We start from the raw sequence: 20,279 nt of genomic DNA, 5'->3' as shown, positions 1-20,279 counted from the left end.
TCCTGATTTCGTAATCAATGCGTAACCCACGTCCCTGGCGCATCCTTACCATGACGCCATGTGTGCATCGCGTCTCGTTGAATCAGTTACGGATCGCATCCGCAAGCGCAGTGCGCCTTGTCGCAGTGCCTATCTTCAGCGGGTGGACGAACTGTCCGCGCGACCCCGCGGCGACGAACGCATGGGTTGTGCGAACGTGGCCCACGCGTTCGCCGCACTGCCCGGCAGCGACAAGTTCCGTGTAGTCAGGGAGCGTGCGCCGAACATCGGCATCGTCACCGCCTACAACGACATGCTGTCGGCCCACGCGCCGTACGCGCATTTTCCCGACATCATCAAGGACGAGGCGCGCCGAAGCGGCGCCACCGCGCAGGTGGCCGGCGGCGTGCCCGCGATGTGCGACGGCGTGACGCAAGGCACGCCGGGCATGGAGCTGAGCCTCTTTTCGCGCGACACCATCGCGCTGGGAACGGCCATAGCGCTTAGCCACGACGTGTTCGACTGCGCCCTGATGCTCGGCATCTGCGACAAGATCGTGCCCGGACTGCTGATCGGCGCGTTGCACTTTGGACACCTGCCGATCGTGTTCGTTCCGGGCGGGCCGATGCCCAGCGGCCTGTCGAACAGCGAGAAAGCCAAGGTGCGCGAGCAGGCCGCGCAAGGCCTGATCGGTCGCGAGGAACTGCTCGCCGCGGAGGAGAAGGCTTACCACACGCTGGGCACCTGCACGTTCTACGGCACCGCCAACAGCAACCAGATGCTGATGGAGGCGATGGGCCTGCACGTGCCCGGTGCCGCGTTCGTCCATCCGCAAGGCAGCTTGCGCGAGGAGCTCACGCGCGAGGCGGTGCGCACGGCGCTGGCGAACGTCAAGGCTCGCCGCTTCGCACCGATCGGCCGCATGGTCGACGAGCGCGCTATCGTCAACGCGATGGTCGCCTTGCTCGCCACCGGCGGGTCAACCAACCATTTGATCCACTGGGTCGCCGTCGCGCGCTCGGCAGGCATCACGGTCGACTGGAATGACTTCGAGGATCTCTCGCGCGTGACGCCGCTGATCGCGCGCGTCTACCCGAACGGCCAGGCCGACGTGAACGAGTTCCAGGAGGCTGGCGGCCCGGGCTTCGTCATCCGCGAGCTGCTCGACGCGGGCATGATGCACGAGGACGTGCTCACGGTGCGTGAAGGCGGCCTGCGCGAATACACAAAAATTCCCGTCACGGACGGCGGCGCGCTTGCGTGGCGTGGCATTGGCGCCTCGCGCGACACGAGCGTCGTGCGCGCGGCATCCGAGCCGTTTAGTGCGACCGGTGGCTTGCGGCTGATGCGAGGCAACCTGGGACGCAGCATCGTCAAGACGTCGGCCGTGCCCGAAGACCGTCATGTGATCGAGGCGCCGGCGCGCATCTTTGATTCTCAGGAGGACCTCCACCTCGCGTTCAAGGCCGGCGAGCTCAACCGCGACGTCGTTTGCGTCGTGCGCTGGCAAGGTCCGAAGGCGAACGGCATGCCCGAGTTGCACAAGCTCACGCCGCCGCTGGCCGTCCTGCAAGGAAAGGGCCATCGCGTCGCGCTCGTTACCGATGGCCGCATGAGCGGCGCGTCGGGGAAGGTGCCCGCCGCGATCCATGTCACCCCCGAAGCGGCCGACGGCGGGCCGCTCGCGAAACTGCGCGATGGCGACATCGTGCGGCTCGACGCGAACGCCGGCACGCTCGAAGCGCTCGTGCCCGCGCAGGACTGGGCGGTGCGCGAGCCTGCGCACATGCCGGAACCGCTGCGACACCTCAACAGCCTCGGCATCGGCCGCGAACTGTTCACCGCGTTCCGGCGCAATGCGCTCACGGCCGAAGAAGGGGGCTGCACATGGACATGAACCTCACCCCGCGCGACGTGATGCACGACGCGCCGGTGATCCCGGTGATCGTGCTCGCCGACGCGGCGCACGCGGTGCCGGTCGCCCGCGCGATAGTTGCAGGCGGCATCCGCATGCTCGAGGTCACCATGCGCACTCCCGCTGCGCTCGCGTGCATCGAGGCGATAGCCCGTGAGGTGCCCGAGGCGGTGGTCGGCGCCGGCACGGTGCGTACGGCGGCCGATGCCCACGCCGCGGCGAAAGCCGGAGCGCGCTTTTTGGTGAGTCCCGGCTACACGTCATCGCTCGGCCGCACCTGCCGCGAGATCGGCCTGCCGTTCGTGCCGGGCGTCGCGACCGGCAGTGAGATCATGGCCGCACAGGACGACGGCTGGGACGCGCTGAAATTCTTCCCCGCCGTGCCTGCGGGCGGCGCTGCGATGCTTCGAGCGTGGCAAGGGCCGTTCGGCGATGTCCTGTTCTGCCCAACAGGCGGAATCGCGCCTGGCAACGAGCGAGACTTCCTCACGCTCCCGAACGTTGCGTGCGTCGGGGGGTCGTGGATCACTCCTCAGGATGCGATCGAGCAGGGCGACTGGAAGCGCATCGAGCGCTTGGCGCATCAAGCGTCAGGGGTAGCTCGTGGACAAACCCGAATTGCGGAAGCACGCTACTGACAGGGCGGCCATCGGCCAGGCACTCCTGCATTAGCTGCCGCTCGCCGCTGCAAGGCGAACGCGGGTAATTCCGGGCTGGCGATGCGGGTCGTGCGGCATATCATCGCGTTTTGGATAGCGCTATCCCAACCAAAAAACCGAGGAGTCCCTACATGTTTCGCTTCCGCCGCATCCTGGCGCTCGGCGCGCTGCTTGCATCCGCGTGCATCGCGCACGCCCAATCCGCCAGCAGCAATGCCATCACGTTCGGCTACGGCCTGAACGAGCAAAGCAACCAGGGCCGTGCGGCTCGGGTGTTCGCCGAGCGGTTGGAGGCAGCGTCCAAAGGACGCATCAAGGTGAAGCCGGTCGGGGGGGCCGCCCTCGGCTCCGACGAGCGCATGCAAGGGGCACTGGTCGCCGGAACGCAGGAAATGATGGTCGGTTCCACTGCGACGCTGGTCGGCATAGTGAAAGAAATGGCGCTGTGGGACACCCCTTTTCTCTTCTCGAATGCGCGCGAGGCGGATCTGCTGCTCGACGGCCCGATCGGCGATCGCATCCGCGAGAAGCTCAAGGACAAGGGCTTGGTCGGTCTCGTGTATTGGGAAAATGGTTTTCGGAACCTGACCAACAGCAAGCGGCCCATCACGAAGATGGAGGATCTGGATGGCGTGAAGCTGCGCGTGATGCAGAACAGCATTTTCCTGGACAGCTTCCGAACTCTGGGTGCGAACGCCGTGCCAATGCCGTTCTCGGATCTGTTCGGCGCGTTGCAGTCCAGCACCGTTGATGGGCAGGAGAACCCGTACAACACGATCCTCTCGAGCAGGTTCTACGAAGTCCAGAAGTACCTCACGGTGACCAACCATGTCTACAGCCCCTGGATCGTTTTGGCCAGCCGCAAGTGGTGGGACAAGCTGTCGCCTGAAGACCAGAAGGAGATCGTGAACGCGGCACGCGCCAGCCGTGATTACGAACGCCGGGACACGCGCGAAGAGGCCGCTCGCGCCATGGCGGAGCTCAAGGCCAAAGGCATGAAGGTCAACGAGCTGTCATTCGCCGAAGCAACGCGCATGCGCAACCGTCTGACCCGGGTTTATGCGCAGATCGGCTCCAGCGTGGGCATGGATCTCTGGATCGAGACTCAGAACGAACTCATGAAGGTTCGAGCGGACGCGGACAGGAGGGCTGCGCATTCGCAGCGGGCCCTCTAGGGGCGAACGCCCGACTGGTGTCCGCGCCGCTGCTTAGGTGGCTGAGCGCTTTCCGATCTATGCCGATAAGTATTCTTATCGCCATAGGTGCATTGATGCCCGAAAGCGGATGGAACGACCCCGATGCAAGTCATGCATCCAGCCACACGTGCTCAGCGAACGAATATCCCATCATGCCGCCCACGGGGATGGGCGACAGGCCCTTGAGACGCTTGGAGTGGCCATCCAGACTCGACATGAAGAACGGAATGCCGACGCCGCCTTCGCTGTTGATCATCATCTGCATGTCCGCGTACATCTGGGCGCGCCTCGCCACATTCGTTTCGGCGCGCGCGGCCATCAGCAAGCGGTCGAACTTCTCGCTCTGCCACGCCGCTTCGTTCCATGGCGCATCGGATTTGAAGAATTGGGTGAGGATCACGTCCGCGCTCGGACGCGGGTTGATGTTGCCGAATCCCACCGGGTGCTTCATCCAGTGCTGTGACCAATAACCGTCCGCCGGCATGCGGCGCACGTCCAGGTTCAGGCCGACCTGCCGGGCCGCGTGCTGCATCACGAGCGCCATCTCCGCCGAATTGGCCGCCGCGGGCGACACCACCACGGGGACCGCCGCGCTGCCCAGGTTGGCCTTCTGCACGTGCCACCTGGCCTTGTCCGGATCGTAGGCGCGCTGCTTCAGGCCCTTGAAGTAGAAACGGTTGCTCGGATCGATCGGCTGGTCGTTGGCGACGACGCCATGACCGAGCAGAATGGAGTCGACCATCTGCTCGCGGTTGAACAGGTGCTTCATCGCCAGCACGAAGTCCGGGTTGTTGCCCGGGCTGCTGTCGCGGCGCATGACCAGGTCGGTGTACAGGCCGCACCGTGTTTCGAAGATCGTGTGCCTGGCAGACGCCTTGACGCGATCGACGGAGCGCGGGTTCACGGCTGCGATCAGGTCGAGCTCCCCGGCCAGGAGCGCGTTGATGCGCGCGACCTCATCGCCGATGCCGACGTATTCGATCTCGTCCAGGTAGGGCTTGTTCGGCTTCCAGTAATTCTCGTTGCGCACCGCGATCGAGCGCACGCCGGGCTTGAACTCCTTGACCTTGTAGGGCCCGGTGCCCACACCCGCCAGATGCGCGTTCACGTCCGTGATGCCGTCGCGCACGATGTGGAAGTGGAAGGTGCCCAGGATCACCGGCAGGTCGGCGTTGGGCGACACCAGCCGGATCGTCACTTCGTTCGGGCCCGTGGCCCTGACCTCCTCGATCTGGTCGGCGAGGACCTTGGCCTTGGAGCCGGTGGCCGGGTTCTTGTGCCGCATCAGCGAGAACACCACGTCGGCCGGCGCGAGTGGCTTGCCGTCGTGGAAAGTGACGCCCTTGCGCAGCTTGAACACCCAGGTCTTCGCGTCCTGGGTGGTGAACTCCTCGGCCAGCGAGGGCTGCGGCGACAGGCTGCCGTCCAAGACCGTGAGCCCGTTGTAGAACATGAAGCCGCGGATGTAGTCCGAGTGGTTCGACTGCCTCGCCGGGTCCAGCGTGTCGCTGAATGCCGCGGTGATCCCCGCGACCTTGATGCGTCCACCCTTGCGCGGCACCTCGGCACGGGCTCCGGTCGCAAGCGTCGCGGCCGTGCCCGCCATGGCAGCCTGCATGCCGCCGGCCGCAAGCATCGCGAGCACGTCGCGACGACTCGCGCCGCGTTGCACCTCGCCCAGGATGCGCGTGCTCTCCCCGGCCCCCAGCAGGCCGTTCAACTCTTCGTGTTCGGTCATCCTGTTTCTTCTTCTGATGGAATTCAGCACGTGGCGGCCGGATCCGGCGCGCCCGTCCAGCGGCGCGGCGCGACGCCCGCATAGCGCTGCACCGACAGGTCGTCGCAGCGGATTTCCGGCGGACGGCCGCTGATCACATCGGACAGCAGGCGAGCCGAACCGCACGCCATCGTCCAGCCCAGCGTGCCATGGCCGGTGTTGAGGTACAGGTTGGGAACGGGCGTGCGACCCACGAGGGGTGTGCCATCGGGTGTCATGGGTCGAAGGCCGGTCCAGAACGTGCCGACACCGGCGTGGGCTGCGCCGGGGAACAAGTCGTTCACGCACAGATGCAGCGTCTCGCGCCGCCGGGTGTCCAGGCGCTGGTCGAAGCCGCGCAGCTCTGCCATGCCGCCGACGCGGATGCGGCGGTCGAAGCGCGTGATCGCGATCTTGTAGGTTTCGTCGAGCACCGTCGACTGCGGCGCGCGTGCCGCATCGGCGATCGGCAGCGTGATCGAATAGCCCTTCACCGGATAGACAGGCAGTCGCACGATGCCGCAGAGCATGCGTGTCGAGTACGCGCCGAGCGCCATGACGTAGGCGTCTGCGGTGTGCAGTCGCGTGCTTCCGGCGATGCCGGTCACGCGGCCCGCGCGTACTTCGATGCGTTCGACGCATTCCCCGAACGCGAATCGAACGCCCATGCGCTGCGCGAGTTGCGCAAGGCGAGCGGTGAACAAATGGCAGTCACCCGTTTCGTCGCCCGGCAAGCGAAGCCCACCCACCAGCGGCGCCGTTGCGATCGCCGGCTCCGCACGCGCGAGTTCTCCAGCCGCCATGAGTTCGAACGGCACGCCGGCCGCGGACAACACGTCGACGTCCTTCCCCACCGCGTCGAGCTGCGCGGCGTGGCGAAAGACCTGCAGGGTTCCGCCCTGGCGTCCCTCGTAGCGCAGCCCCGTGTCCTGACGCAGCTGCGCGAGGCAATCGCGGCTGTATTGCGCAAGCCGGACCATGCGCTCCTTGTTGGTCGCGTAGCGTTCGGGACTGCAGTTGCGCAGCATGTGCCACATCCACCGCAGCTGCTCCCACGTCCCGTCCAGGCCGATCGCCAATGGAGCGTGCTTCTGGAACATCCAGCGCAAGGCCTTCAGCGGCACACCCGGTGCGGCCCACGGCGCCGCGTACCCGGGCGACACTTGGCCCGCGTTGGCAAAGCTCGTCTCCTGCGCCGGGCCCGCCTGGCGGTCGAGCACCGTGACTTCATGGCCGGCGCGGGCGAGGTAATACGCCGTGGTGGTGCCGATCACGCCGGCACCCAGGACCAGCACCTTCATGCGAGGTTGCCCTGGCACAAGTACTTCGTGTGCAGGTACTCGTCCAGCCCCCAGTGCGACCCTTCGCGGCCGTAGCCCGACTCCTTCACGCCGCCGAAGGGCGCGGCAGGCGCAGCGATCGCGCCCTCGTTGATGCCGACCATCCCGGTCTCGAGCGCGGCGGCCACACGCCAGACGCGCTGGATGTCGTTCGAGTAGAAGTAGCCGGCCAGGCCGAAGGGCGTGTCGTTGGCTTCGCGGATGACTTCATCTTCGGTGCCGAACCGGAACACCGGCACGACCGGCCCGAAGGTTTCCTCGCAGGAGAGCGCCATCTCCTTCGTCGCGCCGGTGAGCACCGTCGGCGCATAGTAGTTGGGCCCGTCCGCGACGTCATTGCGAATGCGATGGCCGCCCACGACGACCTTTGCACCATGAGCCAGCGCGTCGTTCACATGGCGCTCGATCTTCTCGACGGCGCGCGCGTTGATCATGGGCCCGATCTCCGCCTGCGGCCAGCTCGCCGGCCCGACGCGCAACGCGCCCACGCGCGACGCGAGCTTGTCGACGAAGCGATCGTGCACGGCATCGTGCACGTACACGCGGTTGGGGCTCACGCAGGTCTGGCCGCCGTTGCGGAACTTCGCGGCCAGGAGGCCTTCGACCGCGGACGCGATGTCCGCGTCCTCGAAGACGATGAACGGTGCGTTGCCGCCGAGCTCCAGCGACAGCTTCTTGAGCGTCGCCGCCGATTCGCGCGCGAGCAGCTTGCCGACGGCGGTGCTGCCGGTGAAACTCACCTTGCGCACGCGCGCATCCGCGAGCCATTCAGCGGCCACTTCCGGCGTGCGCTCGCGCGAAGCGGGAACGATGTTCAGGACGCCGGCCGGCACGCCGGCTTCTTCCGCCAGCTCCACGAGCGCCAGCGAAGTGAGCGGTGTGTCCTCGGCAGGCTTGGCCACCACCGTACAGCCGGCAGCGAGCGCGGGCGCGATCTTGCGCGCGATCATCGCGGCCGGGAAATTCCACGGCGTGATGACGGCGACGACGCCCACCGCCTCCTTCACCACCATCAGGCGGCGAGACGATACCGGCGCTGGAACGATTTCGCCGTAAGCGCGCACGCCCTCTTCCGCGAACCATTCGACGTAGCCATTGGCGTAGGCGATCTCGCCGCGCGCTTCGCCCAGCGGCTTGCCCTGCTCGCGCGAGATCAGTTCGGCGAGCAGCTCCCCGTCGCGTTCGATCAATGCGTGCCACTTCTTCAGCACCTGGCAGCGATCGCGCGGGGTGCGCGCCTTCCAGGCGGCCAGCGCCTGCGCCGCGGCATCGGCCGCGAGCCGCGCGTCGGCGGCGCCGCCGTCGGCGACTCGCGCGATGAGGCTCTCGTCCGCCGGGTTGCGGACGTCGAACTCGCGCCCGTCCTGGGCCGCTTGCCAGCGGCCCGCGATGTAGGTCAGTGTTTCCATTCGTTCGGTCGATTCAGTGATGAGTGCGTCAGGCTGCGTGTTCTTGCGCTGCGGCGCTGCCCTGCAGCGCCAGCAGGTCGGCGCCGCTGCGATGGCAGAACACCTCCACGCCGCCTTCGAGCATGCGGCGCGGCGGCGTGCGCGTGTCGCACTGCCCGGCGACGCGCAGCGGGCAGCGGTCCAGGAAGCTGCACAGCCCCGCGCGCTCGGCGGGTGCGGCGACGAGTGGCAACGGCGCGCGGCACGCGGCGCCGACTGCGTCCAGCCAACCCGGCCGCAGCTCGGGCACCGATGTCGCCAGCAAGTGGAAGTACGGATGGCGCGCGGCATGGCCGAAGGTCGAGCGGCTCAGGGACTCGACCTTCTGGCCCGCATAGAGCACGACGATGTCGTCGCACACGGCGCGCACCGTGTTCAGGTCGTGGCTGATGAACATGTAGGCCAGGCCCAGTTCCTTGCGCAGCTGCGCGAGCAGGTCGAGGATCGCGGCGCCGACCACGGTGTCCAGCGCGGACGTGACCTCGTCGCACAGGATCACGTCCGGCTCCGCGGCCAATGCTCGCGCCAGGTTCACGCGCTGCTTCTGGCCGCCGGACAGGCCCGCCGGCAAGCGGCGCGCGCAGGCCTGCGGCAGCTGCACCAGATCCAGCAGCTGTGCGATGCGCTTGTCGAGCGCGTCGCCCTTGAGCCCGCGATACAGCTGCAGCGGCCGCGCGAGGATGTCCGCGATCGTGTGCGAGGGGTTCAGAGCGGTGTCCGCCATCTGGAACACGATCTGGATGCGCCGCAGCTCCTCCTGCGTACGCTGCTCGACGAGTCCTGGCAGCGGCTTGCCGTCGAACAGCACCTGTCCTCCGGCCGGACCGATCAGGCCGGCGACCACGCGCGCCAGCGTCGTCTTGCCCGATCCCGATTCGCCGATCACGCCGATCGCCTGGCCGCGATGCAGCTTCAGGCTCACATCGTCGAGCACCGGCGCGGTCGGCCTGCCGTGCTTGTCCAAGGGCCCGTAGCCGGCGACGAGCTGGCGCACTTCGAGCAAGGGCTTCGCGCCCTCGGCGACCACCTCGCCGCTGCGCGGCTTCGGCTTTGCCGCGGCGATGAGGCTGCGTGTGTACTCGTCCTGCGCGCAGGAGATGATCTGCGTCGTGGCGCCGATCTCGCGCTGCGCGCCGTCGCGCAGCACCAGGATGCGGTCGGCCATCTGCGCCACCACGGCGAGGTCGTGCGTCACGTAGACCGCGGTCGTGCGGCGCTCGCGCACCACGCGGCGGAACGCGTGCAGCACTTCGATCTGTGTCGTCACGTCGAGCGCCGTCGTCGGCTCGTCGAAGATCACGAGGTCCGGATCGCTCATGAGCGCCATCGCGGCCATGAGCCGTTGCAGCTGGCCGCCCGAGACCTGGTGCGGGTAGCGCTGCCCGATCGTCTCCGGATGCGGCAAGGCCAGTTCGCGGAAAAGCTGCACGGCCTTTTTCTCGGCCTGGGCACGCGGCATCAGCGAGTGGATGTGCGCGGTCTCGACCACCTGGTCCATGATGGTCCGCGACGGGTTGAACGAGGCCGCGGCACTTTGCGCGACGTAGGAGACGCGCCGCCCGCGCAATGCGCGCCGTTCGGCGTCCGGCAGCCCGAGCACGTCGGTGTCGCCGATGCGCACGGCGCCGCCGGCGATGCGGCAGCCACGGCGCGTGTAGCCCATCAGCGCGAGGCCGATCGTCGTCTTGCCGGATCCCGACTCGCCGATCAGGGCCAGCACTTCGCCGGGCTCGATGCGGAAGGAGACGTCCTTCACGATCGTCGTCTCCGCCCCGCCGGCGGCCTGCGCGACGATGCGCAGTTCGTTCACGAGGACAGTCGCGCCCATCAGTGCGTCTCCCGGTCGGCGTCGGCGTGGCCCGGCAGGTTGTCGATGACCATGTTCACGGCGATCGTGAGCACGGCGATGGCGAGCACCGGGGCGAGCACCGACACCCCGCCCATGGGCAGTACGCCCAGGTTCTCACGGACGAGGGAGCCCCAGTCCGCCATCGGCGGCTGCACGCCGAGGCCGAGGAAGCTCAGGCTCGCGAGCAGGCGCAGCGCGTAGACGAAGCGCAGGCCCAGGTCGGCCAGCACGGGCCCCATGATGTTGGGCAGGATCTCGCGCCGCATGATGTAGCCGCGCCGCTCGCCGCGGGCGCGCGCCACCACCACGAAGTCCATCGCGTTGATGTTGACGGCCAGCGAGCGGACGATGCGGTAGGCACCCGGCGTGTACACGATGGCGGCCACCGCGATCAGCAGCGGGACCGAGGAGCCGAAGCCGGCGATCACCACCAGCGCGAACATCTTGCTCGGGATCGACACCAGCGCGTCGAGCGCCCGGCTGAGCGCGGCGTCGAACGCGCCGCCGGTGACCGCTGCCAGCAAGCCGAGCACCGCGCCCACGCCGCAGGCGATCAGCGTCGCGGCGAAGGCCACGCCGAGGGTGTACGGCGTGCCCGCGACGATGCGCGTGAGCATGTCGCGGCCCAGGTAGTCGGTGCCCAGCCAGTGCTGCGCACTCATGCCCTGGAACACGCCGGCGTCGGACATCTCGCCGAGCGCGCTGTCGGGCAGGAAGCCGGCGTAGATCGCCACGGCCACCCAGAAGGCCAGCACCGCCAGGCCGAGCTTGCCGGTGCGCGACCAGCCGGCGAGCCAGCCGCGGCGCCGTGTCGCGGCCGTCGAACGAACGAGGGTTGCGACGCTCATTGGTGCCTCAGGCGCGGGTTGGCGACGATGCCGCACACGTCGGCCAGCATCACCAGGATCAGGTAGGCGGCGCAGAAGATCATGGCGCAGGCCTGCACCAGCGGCATGTCCCGCTGCGCGACGGCGTCCACCATGAGCTTGGCGATGCCCGGGTAATTGAAGATCACCTCGACGATGATCACGCCGCCCAGCAGGTACGACAGGCTCAGCGCCACTGCGTTGGCGATGGGGCCGATGGCGTTGGGCAGCGCGTGGAACAGCACGGTGCGCGCTTCGCTCGCGCCCTTGAGCATGACCATCTCGATGTAGGCCGCGGCCAGCTGGTCGATGACGGCGGCGCGCGTCATGCGCAGCATCTGCGCCACGATCACGCTGCCCAGGCTGAGCACCGGCAGCGCGAACGATCGCAGCATCTCGGCGGGCGAGGAGATGTCCGGCGCGTTCGAGAGCGCGGGCAGCCATTTGAGCTGCACCGCGAACACCAGCACCGCCAGCGTGGCCACCAGGAACTCCGGCACCGACACCACGGCCACCGTCGCCATGCTCGTGAAGCGGTCGAAAGCGGAGCCGCGCCGCAGCGCGCACAGGATGCCCAGGCCCAGGGCCAGCGGTACCGCGAAGGCCGTCGTCACGCCCGCCAGCAGCAGCGAGGCCGGCAGGCGGCTGCCCACGGCCTCGCCCACCGGCATGCCGGTCACCACCGACTTGCCCGCGTCGCCGCGGGCCATGCCGCCCAGCCAGTCGAAATAGCGCAGCACCGGGCTGCGGTCCAGGCCCATCTCCTTGCGCAGCGCCGCCACCGCGTCGGGCGTGGCGTCCTGCCCCAGCCTTTCTTCGGCCGCGTCGCCGGGCAGCACGGCGGTGATGGCGAACACCATCGCCGACACCGCCAGCAGCGAGGCGAGGCCGGAAGCGATCCGGCCCGCCACGAGTTTGAGGATGGTGGAGTTCACGCGATCATGCCTCGAGCCACACGTTTTCGGCGAAGTTGGAGCCCATCATGCCGCCCAGCGGGATCGGCTGCAGGCCCTTGAGCTTCAGGGTGTGGCCGTCCAGGCTCGACAGGAACATCGGGATGCCGACGCCGCCGTCATTGTTGATCATGGTCTGCATGTCGGCGTACATCTGCGCGCGCTTGGTCGCGTCCGTTTCACCGCGCGCGGCCACGAGCAGCTGGTCGAACTTCTCGTTCTTCCAGCCAGCCTCGTTGGTCGCGGAGTCGGACTTGAAGAACAGCGTCAGCGCCAGGTCGGCCGTCGGGCGCGCGTTGATGTTGCCGAAGCTGACCGGGTGCTTCATCCAGTGCTGCGACCAGTAGCCGTCGGCGGGCATGTTGCGCACATCCAGGCTCAGCCCGGCCTGCCGCGCCGCGTACTGCAGCACCAGCGCCATCTCCACGGAGCTGGTCGCGGCGGGCGAAGCCACCACCGGAATGGCAGCGCCGCCCAGGTTGGCCCTCTTCAGGTGCCACTTGGCCTTGTCGATGTCATACGGACGCTGCGGCAGGCCCTTGAAGAAGAAGCGGTTGGCGGGGGCGATGGGCTGGTCGTTGGCCACCACGCCGTGGCCCAGCTGGATGGACTTGAGCATCTGCTCGCGGTTGAACAGCAGCTTCATCGCCATCACGAAGTCGGGGTTGGTGCCGGGGCCGCTGTCGCGCCGCATGATCAGGTCGGTGTACGACACGCCCCTGGTCTCGAAAATGGCCGCCTTGCCGCTGCCGTTGATGCGGTCGATCGAGCGCGGGTTGACGGTGCCGATGAGGTCCAGCTCGCCCGCCAGCAGTGCGTTGACGCGCGCGGGCTCGTCGGCAATGCCCACGTACTCGATCTCGTCCAGGTAAGGACGCCCGGGCTTCCAGTAGTTGTCGTTGCGCACGGCGATGGAGCGCACGCCGGGCTTGAACTCCTTGACCTTGAACGGGCCGGTGCCGATGCCGGCGTTGAAGTCGGTGGTGCCGTCCTTGACGATGTGGAAGTGGTACGTGCCCAGGATCGCCGGCAGGTCGGCGTTGGACGCGACCAGGCGGATCGTCACCTCGTTGGGGCCGGACGCCGTCACCTCCTCGATCTGGTCGGCCAGGACCTTGGCCTTGGAGCCGGTGGCCGGGTTCTTGTGGCGCATCAGCGAGAACACCACGTCGGCCGGCGCGAGCGGCTTGCCGTCGTGGAAGGTGACGCCCTTGCGCAGCTTGAACACCCAGGTCTTCGCGTCCTTGGTGCTGAACTCCTCGGCCAGCGAGGGCTGGGGCGTGAGGCTGCCGTCCAGCCAGGTGAGGCCGTTGTAGAACATGAAACCGCGCGCGTAGTCGGTGTAGTTGGACTGCTTGGCCGGATCCAGCGTGTCGTTCACGCCGGATGCCGCGCCCGCGACCTTGATGCGGCCGCCCTTGCGCGGCGTCGCAGCTTGCACTCTGACGGCCGCGCCCGCGATGCTGCCCGCGAGCGCGGCCTGCATGCCGGCGGCGGTGAGCATGGCGAGTACGTCGCGCCGGTTCGCGCCGCGCTGGAGCGCGCCCATGATGCGGGTGCTCTCCTCGGGGCTGACCATGCCGGCGAGTTGCTTGTCGTGTCCCATGTCTGTCTCCTGTTGAGGCCTGTGCGTCTAGGCATTGGAGCACCGGCCGGCGAATCTTGTGTCGCGATCGCGTGGCGGCGATTGGTCAAAACTGCGGTTTTGGGCAGGGGCAGCGGCATGGTCTGCGGCGTGGTGCACGGGGGATGCACCCCGGCAAGTTCGTCCTAGCGTTGCTGGTGCACGCGCGGCGAGGATGGTGCCCCAGATGACCTCCACAAGCGCCCGCGGCGACATCGCCGACCTCCTGCCCGATCTGGTCGCCTTCCGGCGCGACCTGCATGCCCACCCCGAGATGGCCTTCGAGGAACGCCGCACATCGCGCCTCGTGGCCGACGCGCTGCGAGAGCTCGGGATGGAAGTGCACGCGGGCATCGCCGGCACGGGCGTCGTCGGTGTGCTCAGCAGCGGCACGTCGGCGCGCATGGTGGGCCTGCGCGCCGACATGGACGCGCTGCCGATCCTCGAACAAGGCGAGCGCCCTCACGTCAGCCGGCATGCGGGCGTGCACCACGCGTGCGGCCACGACGGCCACACCACCATGCTGCTCGGCGCGGCACGCCAGCTTGCGCGCACGCGCGACTTCGACGGCGCCGTCGCCTTCATCTTTCAGCCGGCCGAAGAAGGGCGCGGCGGCGCACGCGAGATGGTCAAGCAGGGCCTGTTCGAGCGCTTCCCCTGCGAATCGGTCTACGCCTTGCACAACTGGCCCGACCTGCCCGTGGGCGTTGCCGCCACGCGGCCCGGCGCCATCATGGCCGCGGCCGATCGCTTCGACATCGTCGTGCGCGGCAAAGGCGCGCACGCGGCCTTGCCGCACCAGACGCCGGATGCGGTGCTTGCCGCGGCGGAACTGGTCTCGCAGCTGCACACCATCGTCTCGCGCCGCGTCCCGCCGACCGAGAACGCGGTGCTCTCGGTCACGCGCATCAGCGGCGGCCAATCGCACAACGTGCTGCCTTCCGCTGTCGAGCTGACCGGCACCGTGCGCGGCTTCGATGCGAAGGTGCAGGACACGATCGAGAACGCCGTTCGCGACATCGCCGAAGGCGTCGCGCGCGGCAGCGGCACCAGCATCGAAGTGCGGTACCTGCGCTACTACCCGGCCACCGTGAACACCCCGGCCGAAGCGCAGATCGCGCTCGAAGCCGCTCGACGAGCGGGCCTGGAAGCGGTGGTCGCGCCCGCCCCCGCCTTCACGTCGGAGGATTTCGCCTTCATGCTGCAGCAGCGGCCCGGCGCCTACCTGTGGCTCGGCCAGGCGCGCAATGCGGGGAACATGCCGCTGCACCACCCCGCCTACGATTTCAACGACGACGCGCTGGCCGGCGGGGTGCGCTGGCTCGTCGCGGTGGCGCGGCTCGCGCTCGAAAGGACAGCCCATGCGAAGTGACGCCACCTTGCTGCTGCTCGACAAGGACGCGGTCGAAGAACTCTTGACACCCGACGACGTGACCGAAGCGGTGTGCGAAGCCTTCCTGCTGCACGGCCGGCGCGAAGGACGCGTGTTTCCCGTGGTGCGCGAAAAGCTTTCCACCGGCGGAATCTTCGGCATCAAATCCGGCGACGTCCCGTCGCAAGGCCTGCTCGGATTCAAGGCGGCCGGTTTCTGGCCGAACAACCGCCAATGCGGCGGCGAGCCGCACCAGGCAACGATCCTGCTGTTCGACCCGGCCACCGGGCGGCCGCTGTGCGTGATCGACGGCAACGCGATCACGACAGTGCGCACGGGCGCGGCGGGAGGCTTGGGACTGCGGACGCTGGCGCGGCAGGACAGCGCCCGCCTCACGGTCTTCGGCACCGGCGTGCAGGCGCGCTCGCAGCTTCGCTTCGCGCTGCGCACGCTGCCGCGCCTGTCATCCGTGCGCTACGTGTCGTCCGACCGCCAGCCCGACGCGGCGTTCGAATCCATGTTCGCGAGCCGGTGCGAGATCCGCTGTGCGCACGATGCGAACGAGGCCGTGTCGGAAAGCGATGTCGTGATCACCGCCACGCCCGGCGGCGGTCCGCTGTTCGACCCTTCGGCCGTGCGCCCCGGCACGCACCTGAACTGCGTGGGCGCCGACACCGCGGGCAAGCGCGAATTGCCGCCGGGCCTGCTGCAACGCGTGCGGCTGGTGGTGGACGACCGCGAGCAGGCACTTCAGCTCGGCGAGCTGCAGTGGGCGCGCGACACACCGTGCGTGGAACTCGGTGAGTTGCTGCTCGGCAAGACGCCGTTCGCGCGCGACGACACCGACATCACCGTGTTCGACATGACCGGTCTCGCCTTGCAGGACCTGACCGTCGCGAAGCTGGTTTTCGCGAAGGCGCAGGCGCAAGGGCTCGGTACGCGCGCGGCCTGGCCCTGGTAGTTCTCAAGGAAACGCCGGGCCGCCCCAAGTTTCCTTGCGCCCCCTTTGGGGGGCCGGGCGCCGCTTGCGGCGACCTTGGGGGCTCAGAACGGCACGCCGACGATCGTCTTCACCGTCAGCCTGTCGGCGGCTCGGGTGAGTCCACGCCCGATGCCGAAGTTGATGGACCAGCCGCCGAACTCGGCGTCGATCGCGCCGTACAGCGTCTGCGCCTGACCCTGCAGCGTCGGGCGCGAGGTCGTGCCCGCATCGGCGTAATACTCGATGCCGACCGAGACGTCGTGCGCCACCGTGCGCGCGATCTTCGTGCCGAGCGAGAGGTCCGCTGTGCTGCTGCGCAAGCCGTCGGACAGGTTCCAGCCGAACACCGGGTTCAGCGCGATCAGCCAATCCGGGTTGCGCCAGCCGCTCATGAGCCGCAGTTCCGCGCTGGTGCGCGACTCCGAGAAGCGCTTCTTCAGCCGCGACAGCTCGCCGTTCGCGCCGAAGAACCAGCCGGCCTCGCCTTCGGCCGGCTTCACCGGCAGCCACTTGAGGCGCACCTTCGCGCCGGCGAGCTCGGTGTTGCCGTTCGCGTCGCGGCTCGCCGGCAGGTACAGGCCCGCCTCCCAGTCGGGCGCGAGCCCGTACGAGAACTCGGGCGTGACGCGCACGCCGCGATGGGGCACCACTTCGCCCGGATAGTCCGGGGTGGCGCGTCCCTTCGGCGTGGCGTTGACGTGCATCTCGAGGCCGAACTGCCCCGGCGCATTGATGTCGTCGGTGTAGACCTGGATCTCGTCGATCAACGCGGCGTGCGCGAGCATCACCGGCGCGGCCAGGAGGCCAGCGAGCAGGGCTGTGGTGCGAATCTTCATTGCTGTCACTGTCGTCGTTCTCACTGCACCCGGAACTCGAATGCCTGCATCGCCACCGTGCCGTCGGGGGCCGTGCAGCGGTACTTCTGCATCGCCTCGCGCACGGCCGCGTGGAACACGCGCGGGCCCGAGACGATCTCCACCGCGCTCACCACCCCGCCGACGATGGTGGCCTGCGCGTGCACGGTGCCCGAGACGCCGTCGCGGAGGGCTTTGGCCGGCACCTCGGGCTTGGCCTGCGTCGGGCAGGCGATCGCGATGTCGATTCTCGCGGGTGCGGGCGCGGGAGCGGGTGGTGCGATGGGCACCGGCGCGGTGGGTGGCGTGGCCGAGGACTGCACCACCGGCGCGTCGACGCTCGGCTGCACCGGCGACTCCACCGGCGGAACGACGGGCGGCGGCGGCGCCGTCTGCTGCACCACCTGCTTGGGCGGCTCCGGCGGCTTGGGCGGCGGCGGTGGAGGCGGCGGCAACACCACTTCCTGCAGCACCACGGCTTCCAGCGGCTTCTTCACCGCGGCGACCATCTCGCTGCCGAGCCCGGACGCCAGGCCCCATCCGATGATGAGGTGGATCCCGACGACCACACCGACGCCCACGCGGCGCCCGCCGTGCCGGCCGGGATCGAAGTCCTGATACCTGATCGTGCTCATCGCCTGCTACTCCACGAACTGCTCGCTGCCGATCACGGCCACTTTGGTCAGGCCCAGGCGCTTGGTGCTCGCGAGCACCGCGGCCACGACCTCGTACTTCGCCCGCTTGTTCGGGCGCAGGTGCACGTCCGGCGGGGCCTGCAGCTGCGTCAGCTCGCGCAGCCGCGTCTCCAGCTCGCCCAGGCCGGACAGCGCCACGCCCTGCCAGTACAGCGTGCTGCGCTCGTCGATGTCGATCTGCGCGACCTCGGGCTTCACGTTGCTGGCCGGCGGCGCGCCGACCGGCAGGTTCAGGTTGACGGCGTGCAGCTGGATCGGAATGGTGATGATCAGCATGATCAGCAGCACCAGCATCACGTCGATCAGCGGCGTGGTGTTGATGTCCACCATCACCTCGGCATCCCCGTTCGCGGGGCTTCCCGTGCTCATGGCCATGGCGGCCTCCTTTCTCAGCCGCCGGCCGGCGGCTCGGTGATGAACGACACCTTGGCGATGCCGGCCAGCTGGCACGCGTAAAGCACGCGGCCCACGCCTTCGTAGTCGGCGTGTCCGTCGCCGCGCACCTGCACCTCGGGCTGCGGCTGCATGGTGGCGGCGCGCTTGAGCCGCTCGGTGAGCGCGCGCGTGTCGGGCATGCGCGCGTCGTACCAGTAGATCGCGCCGGCGGCGTCGACCGACAGCACGATGTTCTCCGGCTTCGTCTCGCGAACCTCGACCGCCTGCTTGGGCAGCTCCACCGGGATCGAGGTGGTCACCACCGGGATCGTGATCAGGAAGATGATGAGCATCACCAGCATGACGTCGACCAGCGGCGTGGTGTTGATGGCGGACATGACGGCGTCTTCCTCGCCGTCGTCCGTGCCGATGGCCATCGCCATCACGCCACCTTCACGGACGCGAGCAGCGCGGGATGCAGCTCGTTGCCGAAGGCGCGCACTTCGTCCATCACGCCCTTGTTGCGGCGAACGAGCCAGTTGTAGCCCAGCACCGCGGGCACCGCGACCGCGAGGCCGATCGCCGTCATGATCAGCGCCTCGCCCACCGGGCCGGCGACCTTGTCGATGCTCGCCTGCCCGGCCACGCCGATGGCGGTGAGCGCGTGATAGATGCCCCACACGGTGCCGAACAGGCCGACGAAGGGCGACACCGATCCCACCGTCGCGAGGAACGCGAGGCCGCGCTGCATGCGGCTTTGCACGCGGTCGGTGGCGCGGTGCAGGCTCACCATCAGCCATTCGTTCAGGTCGACGTGCGCGAGCACGCCGCTGTGCCGGCTCACCGCCGCCACGCCGGCATCCGCGATGAAGCGGAACGGGCTGCCGGTGTCGAGCAGGCCGGCGCCGTGCGCGATGCTGGGTGCCTGCCACACGCCCTCGACCCCGCGGGCCTGGCGATTCATGCGGGTCTGCTCGATCAGCTTGGTGATCATCACGTACCAGCTGCCCACGCTCATGATCAGCAGGATCACGAGCACCGTGCGGGCGACGATGTCGCTGCCGGTCCACAGCGCCCTCAGGCCATAGGGACTGTCGGCGGCGGCGGCCGTCGTCGAGGCGCAGGCGATGGCGGCGGCCACGCCGATGCGTGCGAAGAGATGGTTGGGTTTCATGGACGACTCCTTCGGTCAGAAATAGCGCACCCAGGCGCGCGAGCTGCGGCGCTTGTAGCGGGCGAAGGCGCGGCACGGGAAGTACAGCGCGGGGACGAGCAGCGCGGTGACGAGCCACACCACCCAGAAGTGATCGGGCGCCACGCCGAAGCGGGTGCCCTGGTTGGGGCCGAACACGGCCAGCAGGATCCTGTAGCCGATCATCAGCACGTACAGGTGCAGGAGGTAATAGAACATCGGCGCGCCGCCGAAGGTGCTCGCGACGCGCGTCGCCGCGTTGTCGACGCGCTCGAGCGCCGCGAGGACGAGCGTGCCCGCGCCCAGCGTCATCAGCAGGAAGTCGAGCGACGGCGGGTACTTGGTGAAGTTCAGGAAGGACATCACCGTGTGCACGGCGTCGCTGCCCGGCACCCACGGCGCGTTCTCGCCGTAGATGTTGAAGCCGCGCAGCACCGCCAGCAGCGTCCAGCAGCCCAGGCCGAGCGCGACGAGCACGCGCCGTCGCCGCCGCGCGTCGAACCCGGCGCCGAACAGCGGGCCCGCGACCCAGCCCAGGAAAATCACGCCCACCCACGGCAGTACCGGGTACGTCAGGCGCACCCTCACCGCCGCGTCCTGCACGGCCCAGCCGCGATGCAGCAGCAGCGTCCACGGGAGGTACAGCGGATGGCCGGGCGGCAGGTTGATGCCGGCCAGTGCGTTGTGACCGAACACGATCACCAGCGCGATGGTGGCGATGAGACGCCCAGGCAGCGCCGACGCGAAGGCCAGCACGATCATCGCGATGCCGATCGCCCAGATCACCTGCAGGTAGATCACCTTCAGCGGGAAGTCACCCGTCCAGGCGAAGCTCACCACCGTCACCTCCAGCACCAGCAGCAGCAAGCCGCGCTTGAGCAGGAACTCGCGCACCGGCTTCGGCGTGCCGCCCGGCGGATTCGCGTACAGCCACGCACCCAGTCCGGTGAGGAACACGAACACGGGTGCGCAGAAGTGCGCCGCCAGCCGCGAGAAGAACACCTGCGGCGGCGTGGCGGCCACGTCCATCGGGTCGCCGACCTGCAGGTGCAGGTACAGCGTCTCGCGCACGTGGTCGATCGCCATGATCAGCATGACGAGGCCGCGCAGCGCGTCGATCGACGTGATGCGCGTGCGATGCGCCGAGGCGGCCGGCATGCCGGCCTGGGCCGCGGTGAACGCAGGGGTCGGCGTGAGCGGGACGGCGGATGACATGGTCCTGCC

Annotated in this window: 18 protein-coding genes; 5 read left to right on the top strand and 13 right to left on the bottom strand. The window is 68.6% G+C overall.

Annotation, left to right across the window (positions count from 1 at the left end):
* The first annotated feature begins 58 nt into the window (after positions 1-58).
* From edd to AC3EF3_RS03060, 3 genes are all read left to right on the top strand, one after another.
* On the top strand, positions 59-1,876 hold the full coding sequence (gene edd / locus AC3EF3_RS03070; protein ID WP_488530687.1) for a phosphogluconate dehydratase: 1,818 nt from the start codon (positions 59-61) through the stop codon (positions 1,874-1,876).
* On the top strand, positions 1,867-2,532 hold the full coding sequence (gene eda, locus AC3EF3_RS03065; RefSeq protein WP_488530686.1) for a bifunctional 4-hydroxy-2-oxoglutarate aldolase/2-dehydro-3-deoxy-phosphogluconate aldolase: 666 nt from the start codon (positions 1,867-1,869) through the stop codon (positions 2,530-2,532). Before edd ends, eda begins: the two co-directional genes overlap by 10 nt.
* A 152-nt stretch (positions 2,533-2,684) precedes the next feature.
* Positions 2,685-3,728 carry a TRAP transporter substrate-binding protein gene (locus tag AC3EF3_RS03060; RefSeq protein WP_488530685.1) on the top strand — a complete coding sequence of 348 codons (1,044 nt, stop codon included), beginning with the start codon at positions 2,685-2,687 and terminating at the stop codon, positions 3,726-3,728.
* A gap of 130 nt (positions 3,729-3,858) precedes the next feature.
* Here AC3EF3_RS03060 and AC3EF3_RS03055 read toward each other — a convergent pair whose 3' ends face one another.
* The 7 genes from AC3EF3_RS03055 to AC3EF3_RS03025 are packed head-to-tail and all read right to left on the bottom strand — an operon-like array spanning position 3,859 to position 13,567.
* Complete coding sequence (locus AC3EF3_RS03055; protein ID WP_488530684.1) at positions 3,859-5,487, bottom strand: ABC transporter substrate-binding protein; 1,629 nt, start codon at positions 5,485-5,487, stop codon at positions 3,859-3,861.
* Positions 5,488-5,510: 23 nt separating this feature from the next.
* On the bottom strand, positions 5,511-6,806 hold the full coding sequence (locus tag AC3EF3_RS03050) for a D-amino acid dehydrogenase (protein ID WP_488530683.1): 1,296 nt from the start codon (positions 6,804-6,806) through the stop codon (positions 5,511-5,513).
* Positions 6,803-8,254: an NAD-dependent succinate-semialdehyde dehydrogenase gene (locus AC3EF3_RS03045; RefSeq protein ID WP_488530682.1), complete on the bottom strand. Its 1,452-nt coding sequence runs from the start codon at positions 8,252-8,254 to the stop codon at positions 6,803-6,805. Before AC3EF3_RS03045 ends, AC3EF3_RS03050 begins: the two co-directional genes overlap by 4 nt.
* 28 nt (positions 8,255-8,282) lie before the next feature.
* A complete protein-coding gene (locus AC3EF3_RS03040) occupies positions 8,283-10,121 on the bottom strand; it encodes an ABC transporter ATP-binding protein (protein WP_488530681.1) in 1,839 nt (612 codons plus the stop codon).
* Positions 10,121-10,990: an ABC transporter permease gene (locus AC3EF3_RS03035; protein WP_488530680.1), complete on the bottom strand. Its 870-nt coding sequence runs from the start codon at positions 10,988-10,990 to the stop codon at positions 10,121-10,123. The genes AC3EF3_RS03040 and AC3EF3_RS03035 overlap by 1 nt, the downstream gene beginning before the upstream one ends.
* Entirely contained in the window at positions 10,987-11,943 is a 957-nt protein-coding gene (locus tag AC3EF3_RS03030) for an ABC transporter permease (RefSeq protein ID WP_488530679.1), read from the bottom strand. The genes AC3EF3_RS03035 and AC3EF3_RS03030 overlap by 4 nt, the downstream gene beginning before the upstream one ends.
* Positions 11,944-11,947: 4 nt before the next feature.
* Positions 11,948-13,567: an ABC transporter substrate-binding protein gene (locus AC3EF3_RS03025; protein WP_488530678.1), complete on the bottom strand. Its 1,620-nt coding sequence runs from the start codon at positions 13,565-13,567 to the stop codon at positions 11,948-11,950.
* A 205-nt stretch (positions 13,568-13,772) separates the two neighbouring features.
* Here AC3EF3_RS03025 and AC3EF3_RS03020 point away from each other — a divergent pair, with 205 nt between their 5' ends.
* Together AC3EF3_RS03020 and AC3EF3_RS03015 are read left to right on the top strand one after the other, a co-directional pair.
* A complete protein-coding gene (locus AC3EF3_RS03020) occupies positions 13,773-14,957 on the top strand; it encodes a M20 aminoacylase family protein (RefSeq protein WP_488530677.1) in 1,185 nt (394 codons plus the stop codon).
* Positions 14,947-15,918: an ornithine cyclodeaminase family protein gene (locus AC3EF3_RS03015; protein ID WP_488530676.1), complete on the top strand. Its 972-nt coding sequence runs from the start codon at positions 14,947-14,949 to the stop codon at positions 15,916-15,918. The genes AC3EF3_RS03020 and AC3EF3_RS03015 overlap by 11 nt, the downstream gene beginning before the upstream one ends.
* An 83-nt stretch (positions 15,919-16,001) precedes the next feature.
* On the opposite strand, the gene AC3EF3_RS03010 is transcribed toward AC3EF3_RS03015, so the two are convergent.
* From AC3EF3_RS03010 to AC3EF3_RS02985, 6 genes are read right to left on the bottom strand one after another with little or no spacing between them, the layout of a single operon-like run.
* Positions 16,002-16,775, bottom strand: a complete 774-nt coding sequence (locus tag AC3EF3_RS03010; protein ID WP_488530675.1) for a hypothetical protein — start codon at positions 16,773-16,775, stop codon at positions 16,002-16,004.
* A gap of 20 nt (positions 16,776-16,795) precedes the next feature.
* On the bottom strand, positions 16,796-17,428 hold the full coding sequence (locus AC3EF3_RS03005; protein ID WP_488530674.1) for an energy transducer TonB: 633 nt from the start codon (positions 17,426-17,428) through the stop codon (positions 16,796-16,798).
* Between the two features lie 6 nt (positions 17,429-17,434).
* The gene (locus AC3EF3_RS03000) at positions 17,435-17,857 is read right to left on the bottom strand and encodes an ExbD/TolR family protein (RefSeq protein ID WP_488530673.1); all 423 of its coding nucleotides are present in this window, start codon (positions 17,855-17,857) and stop codon (positions 17,435-17,437) included.
* Positions 17,858-17,877: 20 nt separating this feature from the next.
* Positions 17,878-18,306, bottom strand: coding sequence for an ExbD/TolR family protein (locus tag AC3EF3_RS02995; RefSeq protein ID WP_488530672.1), 429 nt, complete (start codon positions 18,304-18,306; stop codon positions 17,878-17,880).
* Positions 18,306-19,037, bottom strand: a complete 732-nt coding sequence (locus AC3EF3_RS02990) for a MotA/TolQ/ExbB proton channel family protein (RefSeq protein WP_488530671.1) — start codon at positions 19,035-19,037, stop codon at positions 18,306-18,308. Before AC3EF3_RS02990 ends, AC3EF3_RS02995 begins: the two co-directional genes overlap by 1 nt.
* Before the next feature lie 15 nt (positions 19,038-19,052).
* On the bottom strand, positions 19,053-20,270 hold the full coding sequence (locus AC3EF3_RS02985; RefSeq protein WP_488530670.1) for an acetyltransferase domain-containing protein: 1,218 nt from the start codon (positions 20,268-20,270) through the stop codon (positions 19,053-19,055).
* Between the last annotated feature and the right edge of the window lie 9 nt (positions 20,271-20,279).

It is taken from the genome of Ramlibacter sp. GS1-15 (genome assembly GCF_057785015.1).
The sequence above is the reverse complement of the archived record's forward strand: the minus strand, read 5'-3'. Positions and strand labels throughout refer to the sequence as shown.

What these genes read in the sequence shown, in the direction of transcription:
- edd (WP_488530687.1), top strand. Translation starts at nt 59, where the DNA reads ATGTGTGCATCGCGTCTCGTTGAATCAGTTACGGATCGCATCCGCAAG.
- eda (WP_488530686.1), top strand. Translation starts at nt 1,867, where the DNA reads ATGGACATGAACCTCACCCCGCGCGACGTGATGCACGACGCGCCGGTG.
- AC3EF3_RS03060 (WP_488530685.1), top strand. Translation starts at nt 2,685, where the DNA reads ATGTTTCGCTTCCGCCGCATCCTGGCGCTCGGCGCGCTGCTTGCATCC.
- AC3EF3_RS03055 (WP_488530684.1), bottom strand. Translation starts at nt 5,487, where the DNA reads ATGACCGAACACGAAGAGTTGAACGGCCTGCTGGGGGCCGGGGAGAGC.
- AC3EF3_RS03050 (WP_488530683.1), bottom strand. Translation starts at nt 6,806, where the DNA reads ATGAAGGTGCTGGTCCTGGGTGCCGGCGTGATCGGCACCACCACGGCG.
- AC3EF3_RS03045 (WP_488530682.1), bottom strand. Translation starts at nt 8,254, where the DNA reads ATGGAAACACTGACCTACATCGCGGGCCGCTGGCAAGCGGCCCAGGAC.
- AC3EF3_RS03040 (WP_488530681.1), bottom strand. Translation starts at nt 10,121, where the DNA reads ATGGGCGCGACTGTCCTCGTGAACGAACTGCGCATCGTCGCGCAGGCC.
- AC3EF3_RS03035 (WP_488530680.1), bottom strand. Translation starts at nt 10,990, where the DNA reads ATGAGCGTCGCAACCCTCGTTCGTTCGACGGCCGCGACACGGCGCCGC.
- AC3EF3_RS03025 (WP_488530678.1), bottom strand. Translation starts at nt 13,567, where the DNA reads ATGGGACACGACAAGCAACTCGCCGGCATGGTCAGCCCCGAGGAGAGC.
- AC3EF3_RS03020 (WP_488530677.1), top strand. Translation starts at nt 13,773, where the DNA reads ATGACCTCCACAAGCGCCCGCGGCGACATCGCCGACCTCCTGCCCGAT.
- AC3EF3_RS03015 (WP_488530676.1), top strand. Translation starts at nt 14,947, where the DNA reads ATGCGAAGTGACGCCACCTTGCTGCTGCTCGACAAGGACGCGGTCGAA.
- AC3EF3_RS03010 (WP_488530675.1), bottom strand. Translation starts at nt 16,775, where the DNA reads ATGAAGATTCGCACCACAGCCCTGCTCGCTGGCCTCCTGGCCGCGCCG.
- AC3EF3_RS03005 (WP_488530674.1), bottom strand. Translation starts at nt 17,428, where the DNA reads ATGAGCACGATCAGGTATCAGGACTTCGATCCCGGCCGGCACGGCGGG.
- AC3EF3_RS03000 (WP_488530673.1), bottom strand. Translation starts at nt 17,857, where the DNA reads ATGAGCACGGGAAGCCCCGCGAACGGGGATGCCGAGGTGATGGTGGAC.
- AC3EF3_RS02995 (WP_488530672.1), bottom strand. Translation starts at nt 18,306, where the DNA reads ATGGCGATGGCCATCGGCACGGACGACGGCGAGGAAGACGCCGTCATG.
- AC3EF3_RS02990 (WP_488530671.1), bottom strand. Translation starts at nt 19,037, where the DNA reads ATGAAACCCAACCATCTCTTCGCACGCATCGGCGTGGCCGCCGCCATC.
- AC3EF3_RS02985 (WP_488530670.1), bottom strand. Translation starts at nt 20,270, where the DNA reads ATGTCATCCGCCGTCCCGCTCACGCCGACCCCTGCGTTCACCGCGGCC.